The sequence below is a fragment of the Vallitalea longa genome, assembly GCF_027923465.1.
GTDB classification, from domain to species: Bacteria; Bacillota; Clostridia; order Lachnospirales; family Vallitaleaceae; genus Vallitalea; species Vallitalea longa.
Genome location: NZ_BRLB01000001.1, coordinates 1420404 through 1438457 on the forward strand (window position 1 = coordinate 1420404; position 18054 = coordinate 1438457).

The following is an 18054-nucleotide window of genomic DNA, read 5'->3' on the forward strand; positions in this document are numbered from 1 at the left end:
TATCAACTTAATAAAATCCTTTAACTAATTTGATGCCTTTTAAAAGATCTATAGGTAAATGGTAGAAGTATTATAGTTGCTGATACTGCAAATATAGGCATAAAAACATAAGGTTCAATACATAATCCAAAGAATTCATATAAAATAGGTGAAAAAACATTAACTACAAAAATCATGTTTGATGGAAGCAGATGAAATAAGTTATGTATTACTATATCATTATCAGATATATGAATCATCATAGGTACAAAAATCAATACACTTGTTAAAACAATTACTCCAAATGGAGATTTGAATTTTGATGATAACCACATGATAATTGCTGTCAAAAAGACTATCGAAAATAGTATACATGTTGAAAAAATTAATATTCCTTCTCTCAAACTTATAGAATAAGCAGATAATGGAAATAAAAATTGAATAGGTGCATCACCACCATCAAATCCAAAAACCATCATACTAAGCAACCAAGTATATGCCATGAAAATTAGAATACTCATTATACTAAATGTTATCCCTGTAAAAATTTTAGCTGAACTTAGCTTGTTTTTACCATATCTTGAAGATAAAATCAGCTTATCTACACCTGAAGAATATTCTCCTGCAAAAATAGGTGAAATACAGATTGCAACAGCAAACGCAATCATGATGCCAGTAATGTAAACCATGGAAAAAAATCTCTGGTAACCGTCCGTATGTTCAAAAATGAATGGTATCTTAATTTCACTATCCAGTTGTATTAATTTCTTTTTTGATTTATTAGATAATAATGTTTCATTAATTTCTTTTTCAACCAAAGAGTGTCTTAAGCTATAAAAATTCTGCGCGTCTTTTTTATCTAAATTTCTTATATCTTTATCATATATTGATGATAATATCCTATACACCCCGCTATAAGGCCTGCCATATTCTTCATATTCTGGTGTATCACTATAAGATACTTTATTAGGTACTTTCGAATATGCATCTTGTGTTTCCATAATCAAATCTTCATCAATAGCTCTTCCTGTAAGTTCTCTCGCATAATTTCTATCTTTTATTATAGCTTCATATTTATTCTCATATATTTCATCTCCCACGTAATAATTACCAATAACCATCACTGAAAAACTCATGGTAATAATACAAAAAACAATACCTAGAGTAATCAATGTACTTTTTCTCTTTAATATTTTCTTATATTCAAATCCAACAAGATCAAAAAAACTATTCATTCAAGTTCACCTCACTAAAATAATATAAATACAAATCTTCAAGGGTTGCCTTAACACTTAACGCAGTCTCACAAGGTTTTTCATTACATACAAGGCGCAAAAATATTTTTTCTCCATCCTGTCTTATATTAATTACTGGATAGGTACTAGTTAATTTCTCTGCTGTTTCATTATCAACATTACATTCGAAAATTCTATTCTCAATAACTTTAATAATATCTTCTAACTGTCCATCATGGATAATCTGTCCATTCTTCATGACCAATATGGTATTAGCTATATTTTCGACGTCAGATACTATATGTGTAGATAAAAGTATAATCTTATCTGAACCAAGTTTCGAAATGATATTACGAAAATGAATACGTTCTTTTGGATCAAGTCCTGCTGTAGGTTCATCTAAAATCAATATATCAGGATTATTAATCATCGCTTGGGCAATTCCCAATCTTCTCTTCATACCACCAGAAAAAGTTTTAATTTTTTTCTTGGCTACATCTGTGAGTTTCACCATTTCTAGAAGTTCTTTCGCCTTCTGCTTTGATTTCAACTTAGTAAATCCTTTCAAGCTTCCCATGTAACACATAAATTCCATAGCTGTAAATTCTGGATAATAACCGAAGTCCTGAGGTAAATATCCCAATATATCCCGATATTCTTGTTGTTTTACATCTATGCCATCATATTTGACCTCTCCACTTGTTGGTTTAATTATTCCACACATCATTCTCATAAGTGTAGTCTTTCCGGCTCCATTAGCCCCTAAGAGCCCATATACACCTTTAGTCAATGTATAAGAAATCCTGTCGACAGCTATTTTATTTTTATACTGCTTGGTTAAACGGTCTATTGTAAGCTCCATGATAATTCCTCCGTTTTCTTTACAAATTCATTAACTTGAATTATTACTGTTATAAGTAAAATGGAAAATAAAATAATCCAAAAATGCAAATATGCATCTGTATAGACAATGTGGTATGAATATATTAAAATATTATTCAGTATACTTACAAAACAACTTATTCCACCACATACATAATTTGTTTCTCTAATACTGAAATGCTGAAGAGTGAACAACGATAATATACAAGTAAACAAATATGGTGTAAGAATATAAAGTGAAAATTGTATCAAACTATAATCTGTCTTTCCTACAAGAGCCAATATGATTATCGCAAACACAATAATATTAAAGCTACCTAAAATACCTAATCTAGCAAGTACAACCTCCGAGAATCTATGCTTACAACTCATCTCTAGCTCCTGCATCCTATATGATGTGCTTCTTGCAATTTCTGTAATTGAAACCAACGCCACAAAAGGTAATAGTGAAGATACCGTCCATAATATATTTAGCTCCCTACAATTGAATACGAAAAATGTATAATACAAAACGCTAAGAACCAATATACCCGATACAATCCATACACGTTTTCTTATATATCCTATTTGACTACTTATAAAATCATATTGTGTTGCTTTGGGATAATCAAAATCATTAAGAAATCTCTCTTTCCGTCTAGCTTTTGGTGGATCAAAAGCTGATTTTATATCTTTTTTCAATTTACTATTCAAGAAAATCCTCCTTTCTTATAACTAGTTTCAATTGTTTCAATGCCTTATTGACCTTTCTATGTATACTGAATCTAGATAACCCTGTTATATTACTTATTTCATTCATAGATAAATCATTGGCATAACGCAAAAGTATAATCTCTTGTAGATCATCCGATAACGTAGCAATTGCTTGTTTCATTGCAAAATTAGTCTCGAATTCATCTATAGTATTTTCTGAAGGTATCTCGTCATTTAATAATAGATTTTCTTTTTTCTTATATGTATCCATGCACAGATTTTTTGCTATGGTATAAAGGTAAGCAAGTAATTTACCTCTATTTATGTATGAATTTTGACTAAAGTATTTGAGGAAGGTTTCCTGGGTCAAATCTTCCGCTAGCTGAGGATTATTCACCTTAAAATAACAATATTTATATATTTTGTCGTACTGATCTTCGATATCTAAAGACACTGCAAATCCTCCTTTCATAATGTATAACGAATCACTAGTAAAAAATGTGCGATAATATTTTAATTTTTTTTATTTAAATTATATACTCTATAAAATTATATATAAAACCATTTAAAACAAGAAAAAAACCACATGATATGTAAATATCTTATGATTTTCCCTTGAATGCTGCAATTTGTAAGATACAGCCTCTATTCTATATTAATTTTTCTAACCAGCTTTGATACTATGCTTTAAACCCTCGTGATCTGTTTCCATCAATTATAGTTTCATTGAGTGTCCCTCTACCATAAGTTAAACCAGCATATAATGTTTGGGAATTCTTAATGAGAGACTGATTATTTTGTCCTTGTGCCGCTTGATTGAAACCTTCAAATAATATATTAGCTATTTTCTTCACTTCTATTAATGGTTCTTTATCAAATTTGATAGAAGATTTTATTAGAAGCTTATTAATGTAAATATATAGTGATAACAGGTTTCTTGATATCTCATATGACATATCCAAGTTATCTGTTAGTTCTCTATGATATTTATGTACTTTAACCATATTCTGGTTATAGGCATCTTCATTTCTATTATCAATAGCTTCTATAGATTTATCAATTTCTTTCAGGAACAATTCATAAGTAATCAACAATAATTGTTCTCTACCTGCGTTAACAACTCTATTCTGATATGTTTTAACTGTATCGTCTATCATTATAACATTCCTTTCGGGATATAATAATACTACATTAACCTTTATGTACTCTAGCTATTTAACCTTGTAATAATTGCAAAATAGATTGTGGTCTTTGATTAGCTTGAGCTAACATGGAAGTTCCTGCTTGGGCTATAACATTTCTCTGAGTATATTGAGCCATCTCATATGCCATATCTGCATCTTGAATCCTTGATAAAGCTTCTGTCATACTTTCTGAAGCAACACTTAAGTTATTAACAGTATGCTCTAATCTATTTTGGTAAGCACCTAACTTAGCTCTAATGGATGAAACTTGATTGATTGCTTCATCTACAACACCTATTGCTATCTGTGCTCCATCAGCCGTTGATAGATTAAGAGTATGGATTCCAAGAGCTTTTGGTGATAGGTTAGGTATTCTTATCTCCATGAATTGACCTTCATTAGCACCTATTTGTAAGTCTAGTGGTCCAGCATCCAGAACACTTACATTGGTTTGGTTACATATTGTTGCCTTGTATGCAGAAAGAGCGCTTATAGCTTGTCCTCTTGTTGGATTTCCTGTCATACTCATTATATTATCAATAATATCTGACTCACTTATATTTGGATCTTTTAATCCAGTGGTAATTATAGCTTCAGATCCAGATAATATAGATTTAGCCTCTTTTTCTCCTTCAGCTAGAATGGCATTAGTTACAGATGATACATCAGTTGTATCTGGTATACTTATTGCTTTACATGCAGCTTTTTCTGCATCCTCTATTGTTTTACCAGTCCCTACTGCATTCATAAAAGCCTTTACATAATCTTCTGCTTGTTCCTTTGTAATTTTATTTCCACTAGTATCTGTAATATTTTCAGCTTCTTTTATTCCTTCTATATATGCATCATTATTAGCTGTAATTCCTTCCACAGCCTCAAATTTCATTTCAAAACCATTAATATCCGTAACAGTTACGATATTACCCTTAGTTGAAATTGTAGCAGTTGCAGAAAAATCACTATTTGAACTATCAATACTAGCCTGAACATCTTCTCCCGTTACCTCTTGTGTTGATAAGCCAAGTTCACCTAATAATTTATTGGAACCTTTTAGATCTAATTTATGTTCTGAACCATATTGTTTCATCTCAAACTCTAATGTCATATGGGCACCAAAAGCAAACTGTCCTTGAGCTCCTCCGCTATCTCTTGCAGTTAAAGTTGCTCCTACTTTTTCTGCTAATCCTCTTAACTTATTAAAAACTATATCAGCTGTATCAGTTTGATATATTTTTACCTCTTCCCCATTAAGACTAATAACACCATCATCAGTTATAGAATTGCAATCGGTTGATGTAATCTTTGCTTTTGTTGCATCAGATGTTATATTTAATTTGTAATCACCTGGCTCAACTGTATCAGATAGAGATACGATCTGTGCTATATTCTCATAATTAGGAAATGCTCTTCTGTCTATTTCACCGTTTAACAATTTTCTTTCATTGAATTCTATGTTATCAGATATTCTAAGAATCTCTTCTTGAAGTTGATTTACTTCTTTTTGAATAGCATCTCTATCTTCGTCGTCATATGTACCGTTAGATGCTTGTATTGATAACTCTCTTATTCTTTGAAGCATGGAATGTACTTCATTCAATGCACCCTCTGCAGTTTGAATAAGAGATATTCCATCCATTGTATTCCTTTTTGCTTGGTCTAACCCTCTTACTTGTGTATCCATTTTTTGAGTTATGGCAAGGCCAGCTGCATCATCCGCGGAATGATTAATTCTTAGCCCTGAAGATAATCTTTCTAGTGATTTATCTAATTTAGAATTATTCATTGACAGTTGATGTAAAGCTCTAAGTGCTGGTATATTGTGATTAATTCTCATTGTGACACCCCTTTTTATAAAAAATATAAATCTTTGATTTTGTTTCATTATAATAAAAACATTGCCCTATATTCTTATTCCATATATTCAAAAATATTTTTTATCGTTATAATATTTTTACCTAATAATATTATAAATAAAATTTAAGAATTACGTACATTTCTTAATTACATCTATACACATATTATTTATCGACTTTTTATGCTTTTTAATTTAGGATATACGGTCAAAAGTCTTTAGGCATTATTTATCATTTGTATTGTTCCTTTTTTCATCTAAATTACCTATGAACTCTGCTAATTCCTTAGCTAATAGATAAATATCTTTACTTGATTTATGTCTTTTCTCTTGGTTAGCATTTTCACTTTCTATAGAAATCACCCCTTCTGCAAAAGTACTCTTTTGTATAAGAAAATTCAGTTTAAATTCAACTCACCTTTTCAACTTACCCTAATTAATTCATTCATTTATATAAGGATTTCAAAATTACCTTTTTCAGTCTCTACTGTGTTACTTTTGAATACATTTTGCTTAGAATCTAAAGGTGTTTCAACTATTGTATTCTCATATCTGATCGCAGTCACATTGTATCCCATATCTTCCAAAGTATCTTTTAATTCATTGTGATAATTCATTAAGTACTCTGTTTCACTGTTCTTATTAGATGATATATTAAGTTCTACATCTTTGTCAGATATTTTTATAACTGAATTAACTATGCCTAAGTTCTTGGTCTTCAGGGATAACAATACTTGTGTAGAATCTGTATCATTAATTTTATCTTTATCAATATAATACATATTCAGCTGAGTAATTTCACCATTCAGTATTACTGGTATCTGCATATACCCTTCCTTGTCCTCCAGCTCTTTATTCATATCCAGAATCCTAGTTATATCTGTTAAATCTCTAGTTATATCTATTCTTTTATTTGAATTAAGATAGAATGCATTACCTTTTATCTCTTCTAATTCATTTTGAAACTCTGTGTATAGAGATTCTATTTCTTCTCCATCAGCAAGACGTTCCAAAAGATTACTGAACTTATCCGTCATTTCATTATCTATATCAGAATCATTGATCTCATTCATAAAATGTTTCAGCTTATTACTGAGTTCATTATTGTCTTGTAATAAACTGTTTATAGTATTAAGATTCTTAAGGTTTATAGGAAGTTGAAGGTTCTGCAAAAATTCTATGGATTTGGAGGAAATATTTTTTATTAGATTAAGCTGGTGGCGAATTTCCCTAGTATCTAATGCTTCTATCTCTCTCTCTTCATCTATGAACGATAATATTTCATCTATATCCTTATCCATTATTCCATCTTTCTCTAATAATTCCTTCAAATTATTGGGAGATGCTTTTCTAATGAATTCCTTTATATTGTTTTCCATATATTTCATGTCTATTATATTATCTTCAGAAACTTTGAGTTCAAATTCTTCAATGCTATCTATTAGACCAATATTGCTTTTGTTAACCTCGAAACCTGCTTTTTCAAAAGCCTGCTCTATTTGTTTTCTGATGGATTCCCTATCATATTGTAATTGTTGTAGTGTACCAAAATCATCATCTACATTAACATTGATATCGGTATGTTTACCTCCTGTTTTCCTTAGGTATTTGGCAGCTTCCATTAGGTTGTTAAGTGATAGTTTCATATCCTTTTTCATTAAGAATCCTACTGCTCTTCCCTCTGATTTAGATATGGTGTTGAGCATTCTATAAATACCTATCATACTATTTCTTTCTTTTTCAGTAAGAGAATTGCTTTTATCCATTTCATTAATGCACGGAGCAATCTTATCTGTTAGATCTTCACCCATATATTCATCAAAATCGTTCATATAGTTGATAACTTCATCAATATTCATTTCTATTGGGGATAAGTTATCTTTTATCATATGAGCAACTACATTAGGATGGAGTCTATTTAATACAATACTGACTTGTTGGTCAAGCAACTTAATATTATTTATATTACTTTCTGATATATCCATTTCGTTATAAGCTAGAATTTTAGCAGCTCTTACATTATTAGGATTAATATCTATATCCAAATCTTCCAACATATCTCCCAACTGGTCGAAAGTTTTTGATAGGCTGTCTCCTAGATCTGTTCTAGGTTTGGTTCCTAACTTATCATACATTTCTATAAGTTGGTTATTTTTGTTGATATCACTGTTATCATTATTAGCTATAGCTCCTAAAGTATAATCAATTGCTTTTTTCATAACTTGTCCAAGAATATTATTAGGTCTTCTTTTTGCTTCTGAAACAGTTTCCATAACTTTATTCATTTTGGTTATATTTGATTCTGTAGTTTCGACTCCTACTGATTTTAGTTCGTTTTTAATATTCTGTTGCTCCAGTTTTTTAAGTCCTTCGACAATATCGTTTAATGGCTGGGTATCTATTTTTATTCCATTGTTGATTAATCTATTAGCAGATTCAACTGTCATTTTCAATCGTATTTCTTCTAGTTGTCTTCTAGCAGTTATATACTTGCTTTGATCATCAGCTGATTGTAGTTTGACCTCTTCTTCATGAGGCTTTATTTTTGATTCATCTACAAGATTATCTAGATTAATTGTTTTTCCATCATGTATAAGCTTCCTAAGGTGTTCATCTTTTACCTTAGGAATATTATCCACTATATTTTTTGCTTCCATATAATCTTTTGATTTATCATGATCAGTATTAATATCAGAGGATATATTACTTTCCTTACCATTTTCATTTGATTGGTTGGGTCTGCTAGCCATTAATTCTATATCATCTATTGTCTTATCGTTAATTATGTTATCTACACCTTTAGAAATTATTTCATCAGGTTTAATCTTGCTTTCTATATCTTTTAGATACAAATATTTATCGATATTATCTTTGTCGACTTCAATATCATTCTTAATCAATGTTTTTGCTACGTTCATATTGTCTTTATTGTCTGCAATATCATTATTCTTGAATAATTCTTTGATTTGAGGTTCTAATTGTTTCATTTCATCATCAGTCAATATGTGTTGTTCTTGATTATTACTACTAAAAGGGCTTTTGGAAACACTAGCTTGTACACTAGAATATTTTGCTTCATACAATTTCTTGACAGTAAGGTCTATATTGTTTTTCAACACATTCAGTATTGCTTCTTCTTTCAGATGTTTTATTGCATCATATTTATTAAGGGTACTTCTTAGTTTCATGATGTTATGTTCATTAACAGGCATGTTCTTTTCTTTTAATTTCTTAATTATTGATTTTATCTCTTCTTTGTTTCCAAATATTTTAGTATAATATTCTAGTTTTTTATTGACTTCTTCTTCTATTTTCTTGGTATCATCATTTTTAAATGCGACTTTATTATTAGATATACTCTTTTCGAATATATCTAAAGTCATTTTTTCAGGATTATAATTTTTATTAATAAGCTCTTGTATATCTTCATCAGTAACTTTACTAATCAACTTGTCTAATTGTTTTTTGGTATCATCTATTATTCTATTATATTCTTGCTTGGTTTCTTTATCTTTATTTTGTATGGATGTAACTATATCCATCATTTCCTTACTCATGGATATATTTTTATTCCATATATTTTTAAAAGATGTATATCTTTGACTGCCTCTTGTAGATTGCTCTCTATTGATATATTTCAACTTTATTTTATCCCCTTTTGTTTCTTCAATAGTGAAACTACAAGTTTCTCCTACATTTTCCATAATTTTTACATTAGAAGGGATTAATATATCTCTGTTCATAACTTCTACTAGTGTACCTTTATCGTTTTTTTCTTTTATTAGTCCATAAACGTTATTCCCTTTTGTGAAAGCAGTTCTTTTACCATTGTCAGTAAAATTACAGGATATAGTACTTACATCCCAGACTTTATTCATAACATAATCAGCTCCGTTTGTTACATTAGTTACTCAACTTTCCCTCTTCAATATTCCATGCAGATAAGCAAGCCAAACCTATAACCTTAATTTATCCGCATTAAATTAAGAGTAGTGAAGTTGAGTCAGTTACTTTATATGTCGGCATTTATGGATTAATTACTTATATAAATATACATTTATGGATTAAAAAGACTTAGTTAAAAACAAAGAGACTACGTCTCATAAAAGATTTGAAGGAAAATAGAAAGTAAAACTTTTATATTTAATAAAAAACAGCCAACAAAAAATCATTGACTGTTTTATGGAACAAAATATAAACACTATCTATTTACGCTTATATATCCTATATATAGATGCAATTGATTATCTCTATAATGGAGTAACTCTACTTTCATTATGATCTACATATATATCATACCAGCTGTCTTTGAAGTAAATCTTATATGATAAACTATCAATCTCATCTGGTAGCTTATTCGTTATCTTTAGTTCATCTGATTCAAGGCAATTAGTGAGTCCTGCAAAACCCATGACTAGTGCCTGCCATATACCTCCGCAGTTAGCAATATGAATACCTTCTGCTGCTCCTTTTTCCGTAAGATCAATTCCTAAACTTTTTTCTAGCATATTATAGGCTTTCTCTTGTTCATCAATATCACTATATACTAATGAATGGAAAATATATGATAAAGATGAATCATGAGTAGTTATGGGTTCATAGTAATCTATACAATTCTTTTTCATCTTATTATCAAAGTCTTTTCTGAATAAATATAATAGTGCAACTACATCTGCCTGCTTGAGAACTTTACTCCTGTAATTTCTTTCTTGTGAAATGAATTGTCCGAAAGGTCTTTTTTTATCAAGCCAAATTTTATCTATATCAATATCTTCAAATTCCATGAAGTTTCCACATTGTTCAATAAAAGAATCATCCTTATCCACAAGTAGGACTATATTATTAACAATATCCTCTATTTTATTAAGTTCATCTTCTGTTATATTAAGATTAGATAGAACATCACTTTTTTTCACTTTAGCTAATGAAACAGTTTCCAAAGTTGCTTGTAATGTATATCTAACCATATAATTAGTGAATGTATTATCGTTAGTAAATGCTAAATATTCATCTGGTCCCATTACCCCTTGTATATGATATCTGTCACCTTTTTTATAAGTTCTTTCCATCCAGTATCTAGCAGTTTCAATCATCATTTCTAATCCTTCATTGATTAAAAACTCTTCATCATTTGTATTTTTACAATAATGTATCAAACCGAATATAACATCAGCAGTTACATGAACTTCAAAATCGGCATACTGCCAACTAGAACATTGTTCTCTACCAGTTATACATGATTCCCATGAATATTTGGCTCCTCTATAACCGTAATGTTCTGCATTGGATTTGGCACCTTTTAATGTATTATATCTGTATTTTATTAATTTTTTGGCATATTCAGGTTGTGTATAGATGAAAAATGGTAACAAGTAAACTTCTGTATCCCAGAAATAATGTCCGAAGTAAGCTTCTCCTGCATAAGCTTTTGCATCAATCGCTACAGTATCTTTATCGTTAGCACTGCGTAATAGATGATATATACTGAATCTGACAGCAGTTTGGACATCTTCGTTTCCTGTAACTACAACATCTGATTGATTCCATTTTTCTTCCCATATTTTATTATGTGATTGTAGGTCTTCTTCATATGAGTATGCAATTATTTTATTTTCAAGCTGCTTTTTAATGTCACCACAATAATCAATATCAATACTTGTTGCAAAATAGGTTCTCTTCTCTATTACTATCTTCTTGTAAACTGTTAGCTGTAGAACAGTATCGTTATTTAGTCTATTTTTAATGATACTGATCTTATTGTCTTTAACATTTTCATTAACGATATTAAGATCAGTATGAATTCCTATTTGTTGATCTGTATCAGTTGTTATGAAAACACTTTGACACTCTTTATCTATATCTATCTCTTTAAAATGATTATAACCATTAGTTGTCACATCAGAATCAGTAAAACTATTTATAATGATTTCACCGTTATTTTGAGGAGTTAATTCTATTTTCTGCACTATCATATTTTTAGTTGCCATACTACAATATCTTGTGTATTTAACTTTTATGTTGTTAGCTTCTGTTACCCAGTTCAATTCTCTTTGCAATAGACCATTTTTTAGGTTCAATTGTCTATTAAATTCTGTGAAAGAAGATGTGTTCATGTCTAATCTTTCACCTTCATAGAATAAATTAATTCCTAATGGATATGGTAGATTAATGATTTCTTCTCCTAATATTGGATGATTACCGTAAATCCCTGGAATGTAGATTCCCCATTTACTTAATGTATGTCTTTGTTTTTCAAGTGTAACATTAGCTGGTAATCTCCAAAAAGTATCGTTTTGTGAAGCCTCTGATAGATCCTCATCAAATGAAGCTCTTATATTGAGATATCCGTTACCTTGAGAGTATGCACCTTCGTAATGTTTATTGCTTTTCTTGTCATATATATCGTTCGTCAGTATCCAACTCATATAATATACCTCTTTTCGTCAAATTCTAGATAAATTCAAGTGTTATAAATGATAAAATTAGTATATCTAGTTTTACGTTAAATGTCTAGGTTTATTTACCTGTAAAATTAATCTAATACGCAAAAATTTTCAATAAGACTCTTGATTCTTTTGTTATTTTAGATATAATATATATTGGTGATTAGTATGTTTGACCTAGATTTTCTATTCGATCAATGCATAACAACCTCTATAAAAGGAATTATTTTAATATTGATTATTCTTGGCTTACAGTACCTTTTCAAGAAAAACTTTACAGCTAAATGGGTATATACACTATGGGCAATAGTCATTATCAGATTGCTTATACCAATCAGTCCCCTTGAAAATGTATTGTCCCTATATAATTTGGGATTAGTGAAAAGAATAACTTTTAACATGAATAATATTATATTAGGTAGATTAGGCACATCATATAGCAACTTTAATTTCATTGGTAGAGATATTCCTGTTGACTTATTAGTAAAAAAAGCATTTACATTAAATTGGAACCATTTATTTGCATCCATATGGTTTATTGGTATTCTATTATTTCTATTTATCTTCATTTATATTAACTTAAATATTTTGTTGCTGTTAAAAAAAAGCAATTTATGTTTGGACAAAAAAATCTTATTTAATATGATTGAATGTCAAAAACGTGTAAAAGTCAAGAAAAAAGTTACCCTATATGTTACTTCACATATATCATCACCTATGACTTATGGAATAATATCTCCCAAAATAATAATTCCAAAAGACATAATTGATAACATAGACGAGAAAGAGCTGCAATTTATTTTCTTACATGAACTGATACATATAAAAAGATATGATGTATTTTTTAATATATTAGGTATGCTGGTATGTACCTTATATTGGTTTAACCCTCTTGTATGGTATATTTTCTTTAGAAGCAAAAAAGATTGCGAATTAGCTTGTGATGAAGCTGTATTAGAATTGCTCAACAGTAAGGATTATACCGATTACGGCTTCACTTTACTAAAAATACTAGAACTTAATTCAAAAAACAATATTAATAATACTCTAATCGCTAAAGCCCTTATTAATGATCGTTCAGAGGCAAATGCAAGAATATTTCAGATCAAAGGCTATACCAAAAAAAGTAAGCCTGCCATCATATTTTCTATTTTCATAATAATAATGATTGGACTTATAGGGTTAAATGATGATACTAGCATAAGACCTTCAATTTCTTATGCCAAAGAAAATCTAAATGATTATTTATATGAATCAGAACATACTGTTCGTTCAAAATTCGGTAATTATCCAATACATACCTTTTTTATGAAGGTAAATAATATTCCTTATTCAATACTCTATTATAATATAATGGGAGAAAAAGTTCAGTTCTGGTATGACGGTACTATAGGAGATAGTTCAAGAAAAACAATTGAAATAACTACTACTGGCTACAAAGATATTAAGCAGGGCATGTCTACTGGTAAAGCTCTATCAATAGCTAAAAAACAAAATATGCAATTGATTGATATAAGAAAAATGGATTCCTTGGAAAAGTACTTTTATATTGATAATAATAGTTACATGATGTTACTTATTGATTCTAATACTCAGCGAGTCTATAGTATAACTCTGTATTAAAGGTGGTATGTAATGGAACTGAAGAAAAAAATATCTATAATATTAATTATTGCACCAATATTATGCTTATTGTATATGTTGTTTATCAAAGATATATTTATAGATTATGATTACAAACCATTAACTGAACCATTAACTAATAACCTATTTGATAATATCAATCTATACATATTCGACTCAAACAATGCTAGCATAACTAAAAGGAATATCTCTACAGGAATGTATACTGATGCTAATTATAAGGATTTTTATGTAATTATAGAAATTCCCATCAATAATTATTTAGTAGAAAACAAAGCTAATACATATATTATCTTTCAATCCCTGCTTCAAGGTACAAGTGAATGGGTAAATAACAATAAATATTCTATCAAAATGTTTTATTTCCAAGATAATAACCCTGATAATGATTGTATAACTTTCTACAACGAAAAATGGGTAGGTCTTGACAAATTAATTTCATGTAAACAACTTATTCCAAAAGAAGCTCTCGGTAATTCTATCTATATAGAATATGCTTCCGAAATAGGTTCATTTTTCTTTTTAAAGAATGGAAATGATATCCGTTTCTTTAATAATTATCTCTCTGTACAATAGAATAATATGATTATAGCTGATAAATTATTGTTTTTCCTTTGTATCACTATCTTCTAGTACATTTTTCAATACTTCCAGATCATTCTTAGTAAGTTTATTATTCTTGACAAAATTAGATACTAACAGACCTATGGAACCTTTGTACACTTTATCAATAAATTTGTCAGTTGCTTCTTTCACACATTCCTCTTTTGATAATAATGGATAATACATATTGAATTTTTCTTTTTCGATGCCTAATACATTTTTATCAACTAATCTTCTAATTAATGTCCTTACGGTTTTGTCGCTCCAAGTAGTTTTATACTCCAATTTTTTAATAATATCATATGCTCTGATTTTCTTACATTCCCAGATCACTTCCATTATCTCCCATTCCGCATCTGTTATTTTATTTTCTCTTTTCAAGATAAATCTCCCCTTATGAATTTCATTAATTATATTATCACATACTTGTAAACTATTCTAGCTAATAATATTTACTTAACTTACAGATTATTGATAATTTTCTTTTCAACTTATTTTTATTAATTATAACATAAAATTTTTTAGATAGCGTATGATATTAACTACACAAGGGTAGTAAATTTTTCATATAACAGAACAAAAGAGGCTAGAACTTTCCTATTTAATAAAAAATCATGGCTAGAAGGATTTACTCAACTTTGCCATGACTTTGTATTTTTATAAAAAATAAATGAATCTGTTTAATGGATTACAATTCTATTCTTCCTTCCAACGCTCTTGATAAAGTTACTTCATCAACATATTCCAAGTCTCCTCCAATAGGTACACCATTAGCTATTCTTGAAACTTTGATATCTAATGGTTTAATTAATTTACTTAGATACATTGCAGTAGCTTCACCTTCAATAGTTGAATTAGTAGCAAGAATTACTTCTTTAATGCTATCTGAAGAAAGTCTTGTAAGAAGTTCTTTAATTTTAAGTTCTGATGGGCCTATGCCAAGCATTGGAGATATAGCTCCATGAAGTATGTGATATACTCCTTGGTATTGTTTCGTTCTTTCATAGGCAGCCATGTCCCTTGAATCTTCTACTACCATTATAGTATTCAAATCTCTTTTTGGACTGCTGCAAATAGGACATAATTCCGAATCTGTTATTGTACAACACTTGCTACAGTATTTTACTTGTTTTTTCGCATCGATTATCGCTTTCGACAATCTTTCTGCTTGTTCCACTGGCATATCTATTATATGAAAAGCTAATCTCTGAGCTGTTTTAATTCCAATGCCAGGTAATCTTGATAGTTCTTCAATTAACTTTCCTATTTGATTTCCAAAATAGTCCATTATATCATCCTTCTATTATCAACTATTCCTAAAATAATCCTGGCATATTTAATCCGCCAGTAACTTTTGACATCTGTTGATTAACCTTTTCGTCAGCTGTACGCATAGCTTCATTAACAGCTGCTAAGATAAGGTCTTCTAACATTTCAACATCATCTTCATCTACTACTTCAGGATCAATACTTACTTTTGTTACTTCTTTTTTACCAGTTACTGTAATCTTAACTGCTCCACCGCCTGCTGAAGCCTCGAATATCTGGTTGTCTAGATCTTCCTGCATATCCTGCATTTTCTTTTGCATCTTTTGTGCTTGTTTCATTAGATTATTCATATTATTAGGCATTCCACCTGAAAAGCCGCCTCTTTTTGCCATAGTAAAATCCTCCTTAATATACTTTTATAGAATCTTAACATCAAAATTAACCTTTGAAGTGATTTCTTCATAATTACTGTTACTTACCTGCTGCTCATCATTTAAGCCTTGTTGACCTGTCATAAGATCGTATTCATCTTGGTCAATAATCTTAATGTCAAACTTCTTTTTATTAATTGTTTGTAGCTCACTGTTTATTTTACTAATAAATTCTTCCTGTGACAAGAACTTTTTGCTTACATCATTGGGACACACAATATATAACCATTCTCCATCAATATAAGACGGCTTTGATTCCCTGATAAAAGCTTTTCCCATACCATCAAAGCTTTTAAATATTTTTGCCCAGTTCTTAATTGCATTTTTAATGTCCTCTGGTACTGCTTTAGCTAAAGGCTTAATTGTCTTTTTAACTTTTTTTTGTCTTTGCTCTGGTTGTTCTTCTTTTGTACCGACAACTTTAATCCCTTTTTCTAGTTTCTCCTCAATGTCTTTTATTCTTGCTAACAATCCTGTTTGGGAGTTATCCATAGAAGGTTGACATAACTTCATCAATTGCACTTCTAATAAAATTCTTTTTCTAGACGAATATTTGATTTTTACTTCCAATTCTGAGAATTCTTTTATATAATATATGATTTCTTGTTCTGTTACTTTATCAGCCTGACATCTAATCTCATCTATGTTTTCTTTGGACATATCAAGTATCTGTGTACCATTTTCTACTGATTTCAGAACTAATATATTTCTTAGATGATTGATCAAATCCATGATGAATTGGTTTATATCTCTACCCTGCATCATAATGGTTTCAGTTAATTCCATACATTTCTTGGCATCCTTATTAGTTATGGCATCCACCATATCAATAAATATCTTGGTATCAACTGCTCCAAGTACCTCTAGTACTTTATCAAAAGTGATTTCTTGTCCTAAATAGAAAGCTATACATTGATCTAGTATACTAAGGGCATCACGCATTGATCCATCAGCTACTTTTGCAATGTATTTTATTGCATTGTCTTCTATATCGACATTGTCTGCATTCATGTAATGACTAAGTGTTTCTGAAATAGTTTCAATGGATATTCTTTTGAAATCATACCTTTGACATCTAGAAAGAATCGTCGCAGGGATTTTATGAGGTTCTGTTGTAGCAAGTATAAATATAACATGCTCCGGTGGCTCTTCCAAAGTTTTCAATAGTGCATTGAAAGCTCCTGTTGATAGCATATGAACCTCGTCAATAATATATACCTTGTATTTACCCTCTGTAGGGGTATATCTTACTTCTTCCCTAATCTCTCTGATATTATCAACACCATTATTAGAGGCTGCATCTATTTCAACAATATTCATACTGCGGTTTTCATTGATTGTCGTACATACTTTACATTTATTACAAGGACTTCCGTTTACAGGTTCTTCACAATTAACCGCTTTTGCAAATATTTTAGCTGTTGAAGTCTTACCAGTACCCCTAGTACCACAAAATAAATAGGCATGTGCTATTCTGTTTGCCATTATCTGATTGCTCAATGTCTTAACTATATGATCTTGTCCCATTACACCCTCAAAACCTTTTGGGCGCCATCTTCTATAAAGAGCTGTATATGACATAATTACACTTCCTTTTACAATCGAAACGACCTTGTCGCGTTATTCTCGTTAACTATAATCTAATCTTAATTACTATATTAAATTATATCACAAAAACTAACCTAAATAAACATATACACATTTAACTATATAGTGACATGCTCCCCCACTAAACCTATAAAACGGTTTTGAGGGGGCTTCTTGGGACGTAGTAACCTAATGGTTACTATTATTACCAAGCTCTACGGGTAAGCCCTACCCTGTAATATTTTAATATTG

General features: G+C 29.9%; 15 protein-coding genes. 2 read left to right on the top strand and 13 right to left on the bottom strand.

The features are described 5' to 3' along the window. Positions 1–20 precede the first annotated feature (20 nt). From QMG30_RS06090 to QMG30_RS06130, 9 genes are all read right to left on the bottom strand, one after another. Entirely contained in the window at positions 21–1214 is a 1194-nt protein-coding gene (locus QMG30_RS06090) for an ABC transporter permease family protein (protein ID WP_281813333.1), read from the bottom strand. Next, positions 1207–2076: an ABC transporter ATP-binding protein gene (locus QMG30_RS06095; protein WP_281813335.1), complete on the bottom strand. Its 870-nt coding sequence runs from the start codon at positions 2074–2076 to the stop codon at positions 1207–1209. The genes QMG30_RS06090 and QMG30_RS06095 overlap by 8 nt, the downstream gene beginning before the upstream one ends. Further along, complete coding sequence (locus tag QMG30_RS06100; RefSeq protein WP_281813337.1) at positions 2061–2789, bottom strand: hypothetical protein; 729 nt, start codon at positions 2787–2789, stop codon at positions 2061–2063. Before QMG30_RS06100 ends, QMG30_RS06095 begins: the two co-directional genes overlap by 16 nt. Then, positions 2782–3243 (bottom strand): RNA polymerase sigma factor, encoded by a 462-nt coding sequence (locus QMG30_RS06105; protein ID WP_281813339.1) that lies wholly within the window; start codon positions 3241–3243, stop codon positions 2782–2784. The genes QMG30_RS06100 and QMG30_RS06105 overlap by 8 nt, the downstream gene beginning before the upstream one ends. A 226-nt stretch (positions 3244–3469) precedes the next feature. Further along, on the bottom strand, positions 3470–3946 hold the full coding sequence (locus QMG30_RS06110; RefSeq protein ID WP_281813343.1) for a flagellar export chaperone FliS: 477 nt from the start codon (positions 3944–3946) through the stop codon (positions 3470–3472). Between the two features lie 58 nt (positions 3947–4004). Beyond that, positions 4005–5807, bottom strand: coding sequence for a flagellin N-terminal helical domain-containing protein (locus tag QMG30_RS06115; RefSeq protein WP_281813345.1), 1803 nt, complete (start codon positions 5805–5807; stop codon positions 4005–4007). A gap of 243 nt (positions 5808–6050) precedes the next feature. Then, on the bottom strand, positions 6051–6188 hold the full coding sequence (locus tag QMG30_RS06120) for a hypothetical protein (protein WP_281813348.1): 138 nt from the start codon (positions 6186–6188) through the stop codon (positions 6051–6053). A gap of 86 nt (positions 6189–6274) precedes the next feature. Then, entirely contained in the window at positions 6275–9703 is a 3429-nt protein-coding gene (locus tag QMG30_RS06125) for a DUF6240 domain-containing protein (protein WP_281813351.1), read from the bottom strand. A gap of 372 nt (positions 9704–10075) precedes the next feature. Continuing rightward, complete coding sequence (locus QMG30_RS06130) at positions 10076–12250, bottom strand: glycosyl hydrolase family 65 domain-containing protein (RefSeq protein WP_281813353.1); 2175 nt, start codon at positions 12248–12250, stop codon at positions 10076–10078. A 186-nt stretch (positions 12251–12436) separates the two neighbouring features. Between QMG30_RS06130 and QMG30_RS06135 the strand changes: the two genes are divergently transcribed. Continuing rightward, a complete protein-coding gene (locus tag QMG30_RS06135) occupies positions 12437–13891 on the top strand; it encodes a M56 family metallopeptidase (RefSeq protein ID WP_281813355.1) in 1455 nt (484 codons plus the stop codon). A 12-nt stretch (positions 13892–13903) separates the two neighbouring features. Further along, a complete protein-coding gene (locus QMG30_RS06140; RefSeq protein ID WP_281813357.1) occupies positions 13904–14488 on the top strand; it encodes a hypothetical protein in 585 nt (194 codons plus the stop codon). Between the two features lie 24 nt (positions 14489–14512). On the opposite strand, the gene QMG30_RS06145 is transcribed toward QMG30_RS06140, so the two are convergent. The 4 genes from QMG30_RS06145 to dnaX all read right to left on the bottom strand — a co-directional run bounded on the left by QMG30_RS06145 (position 14513) and on the right by dnaX (position 17796). Beyond that, entirely contained in the window at positions 14513–14896 is a 384-nt protein-coding gene (locus tag QMG30_RS06145; RefSeq protein ID WP_281813359.1) for a BlaI/MecI/CopY family transcriptional regulator, read from the bottom strand. A gap of 307 nt (positions 14897–15203) precedes the next feature. Then, positions 15204–15803 carry a recombination mediator RecR gene (recR, locus tag QMG30_RS06150; RefSeq protein WP_281813360.1) on the bottom strand — a complete coding sequence of 200 codons (600 nt, stop codon included), beginning with the start codon at positions 15801–15803 and terminating at the stop codon, positions 15204–15206. Between the two features lie 28 nt (positions 15804–15831). After that, positions 15832–16176: a YbaB/EbfC family nucleoid-associated protein gene (locus tag QMG30_RS06155; RefSeq protein ID WP_281813363.1), complete on the bottom strand. Its 345-nt coding sequence runs from the start codon at positions 16174–16176 to the stop codon at positions 15832–15834. 24 nt (positions 16177–16200) lie between these two features. Continuing rightward, the gene (gene dnaX, locus QMG30_RS06160; protein WP_281813366.1) at positions 16201–17796 is read right to left on the bottom strand and encodes a DNA polymerase III subunit gamma/tau; all 1596 of its coding nucleotides are present in this window, start codon (positions 17794–17796) and stop codon (positions 16201–16203) included. Positions 17797–18054 lie beyond the last annotated feature (258 nt).

What these genes read in the sequence shown, in the direction of transcription:
- QMG30_RS06095 (WP_281813335.1), bottom strand. Translation starts at nt 2,076, where the DNA reads ATGGAGCTTACAATAGACCGTTTAACCAAGCAGTATAAAAATAAAATA.
- QMG30_RS06130 (WP_281813353.1), bottom strand. Translation starts at nt 12,250, where the DNA reads ATGAGTTGGATACTGACGAACGATATATATGACAAGAAAAGCAATAAA.
- QMG30_RS06090 (WP_281813333.1), bottom strand. Translation starts at nt 1,214, where the DNA reads ATGAATAGTTTTTTTGATCTTGTTGGATTTGAATATAAGAAAATATTA.
- QMG30_RS06125 (WP_281813351.1), bottom strand. Translation starts at nt 9,703, where the DNA reads ATGAATAAAGTCTGGGATGTAAGTACTATATCCTGTAATTTTACTGAC.
- recR (WP_281813360.1), bottom strand. Translation starts at nt 15,803, where the DNA reads ATGGACTATTTTGGAAATCAAATAGGAAAGTTAATTGAAGAACTATCA.
- QMG30_RS06110 (WP_281813343.1), bottom strand. Translation starts at nt 3,946, where the DNA reads ATGATAGACGATACAGTTAAAACATATCAGAATAGAGTTGTTAACGCA.
- QMG30_RS06155 (WP_281813363.1), bottom strand. Translation starts at nt 16,176, where the DNA reads ATGGCAAAAAGAGGCGGCTTTTCAGGTGGAATGCCTAATAATATGAAT.
- QMG30_RS06115 (WP_281813345.1), bottom strand. Translation starts at nt 5,807, where the DNA reads ATGAGAATTAATCACAATATACCAGCACTTAGAGCTTTACATCAACTG.
- QMG30_RS06135 (WP_281813355.1), top strand. Translation starts at nt 12,437, where the DNA reads ATGTTTGACCTAGATTTTCTATTCGATCAATGCATAACAACCTCTATA.
- QMG30_RS06140 (WP_281813357.1), top strand. Translation starts at nt 13,904, where the DNA reads ATGGAACTGAAGAAAAAAATATCTATAATATTAATTATTGCACCAATA.
- dnaX (WP_281813366.1), bottom strand. Translation starts at nt 17,796, where the DNA reads ATGTCATATACAGCTCTTTATAGAAGATGGCGCCCAAAAGGTTTTGAG.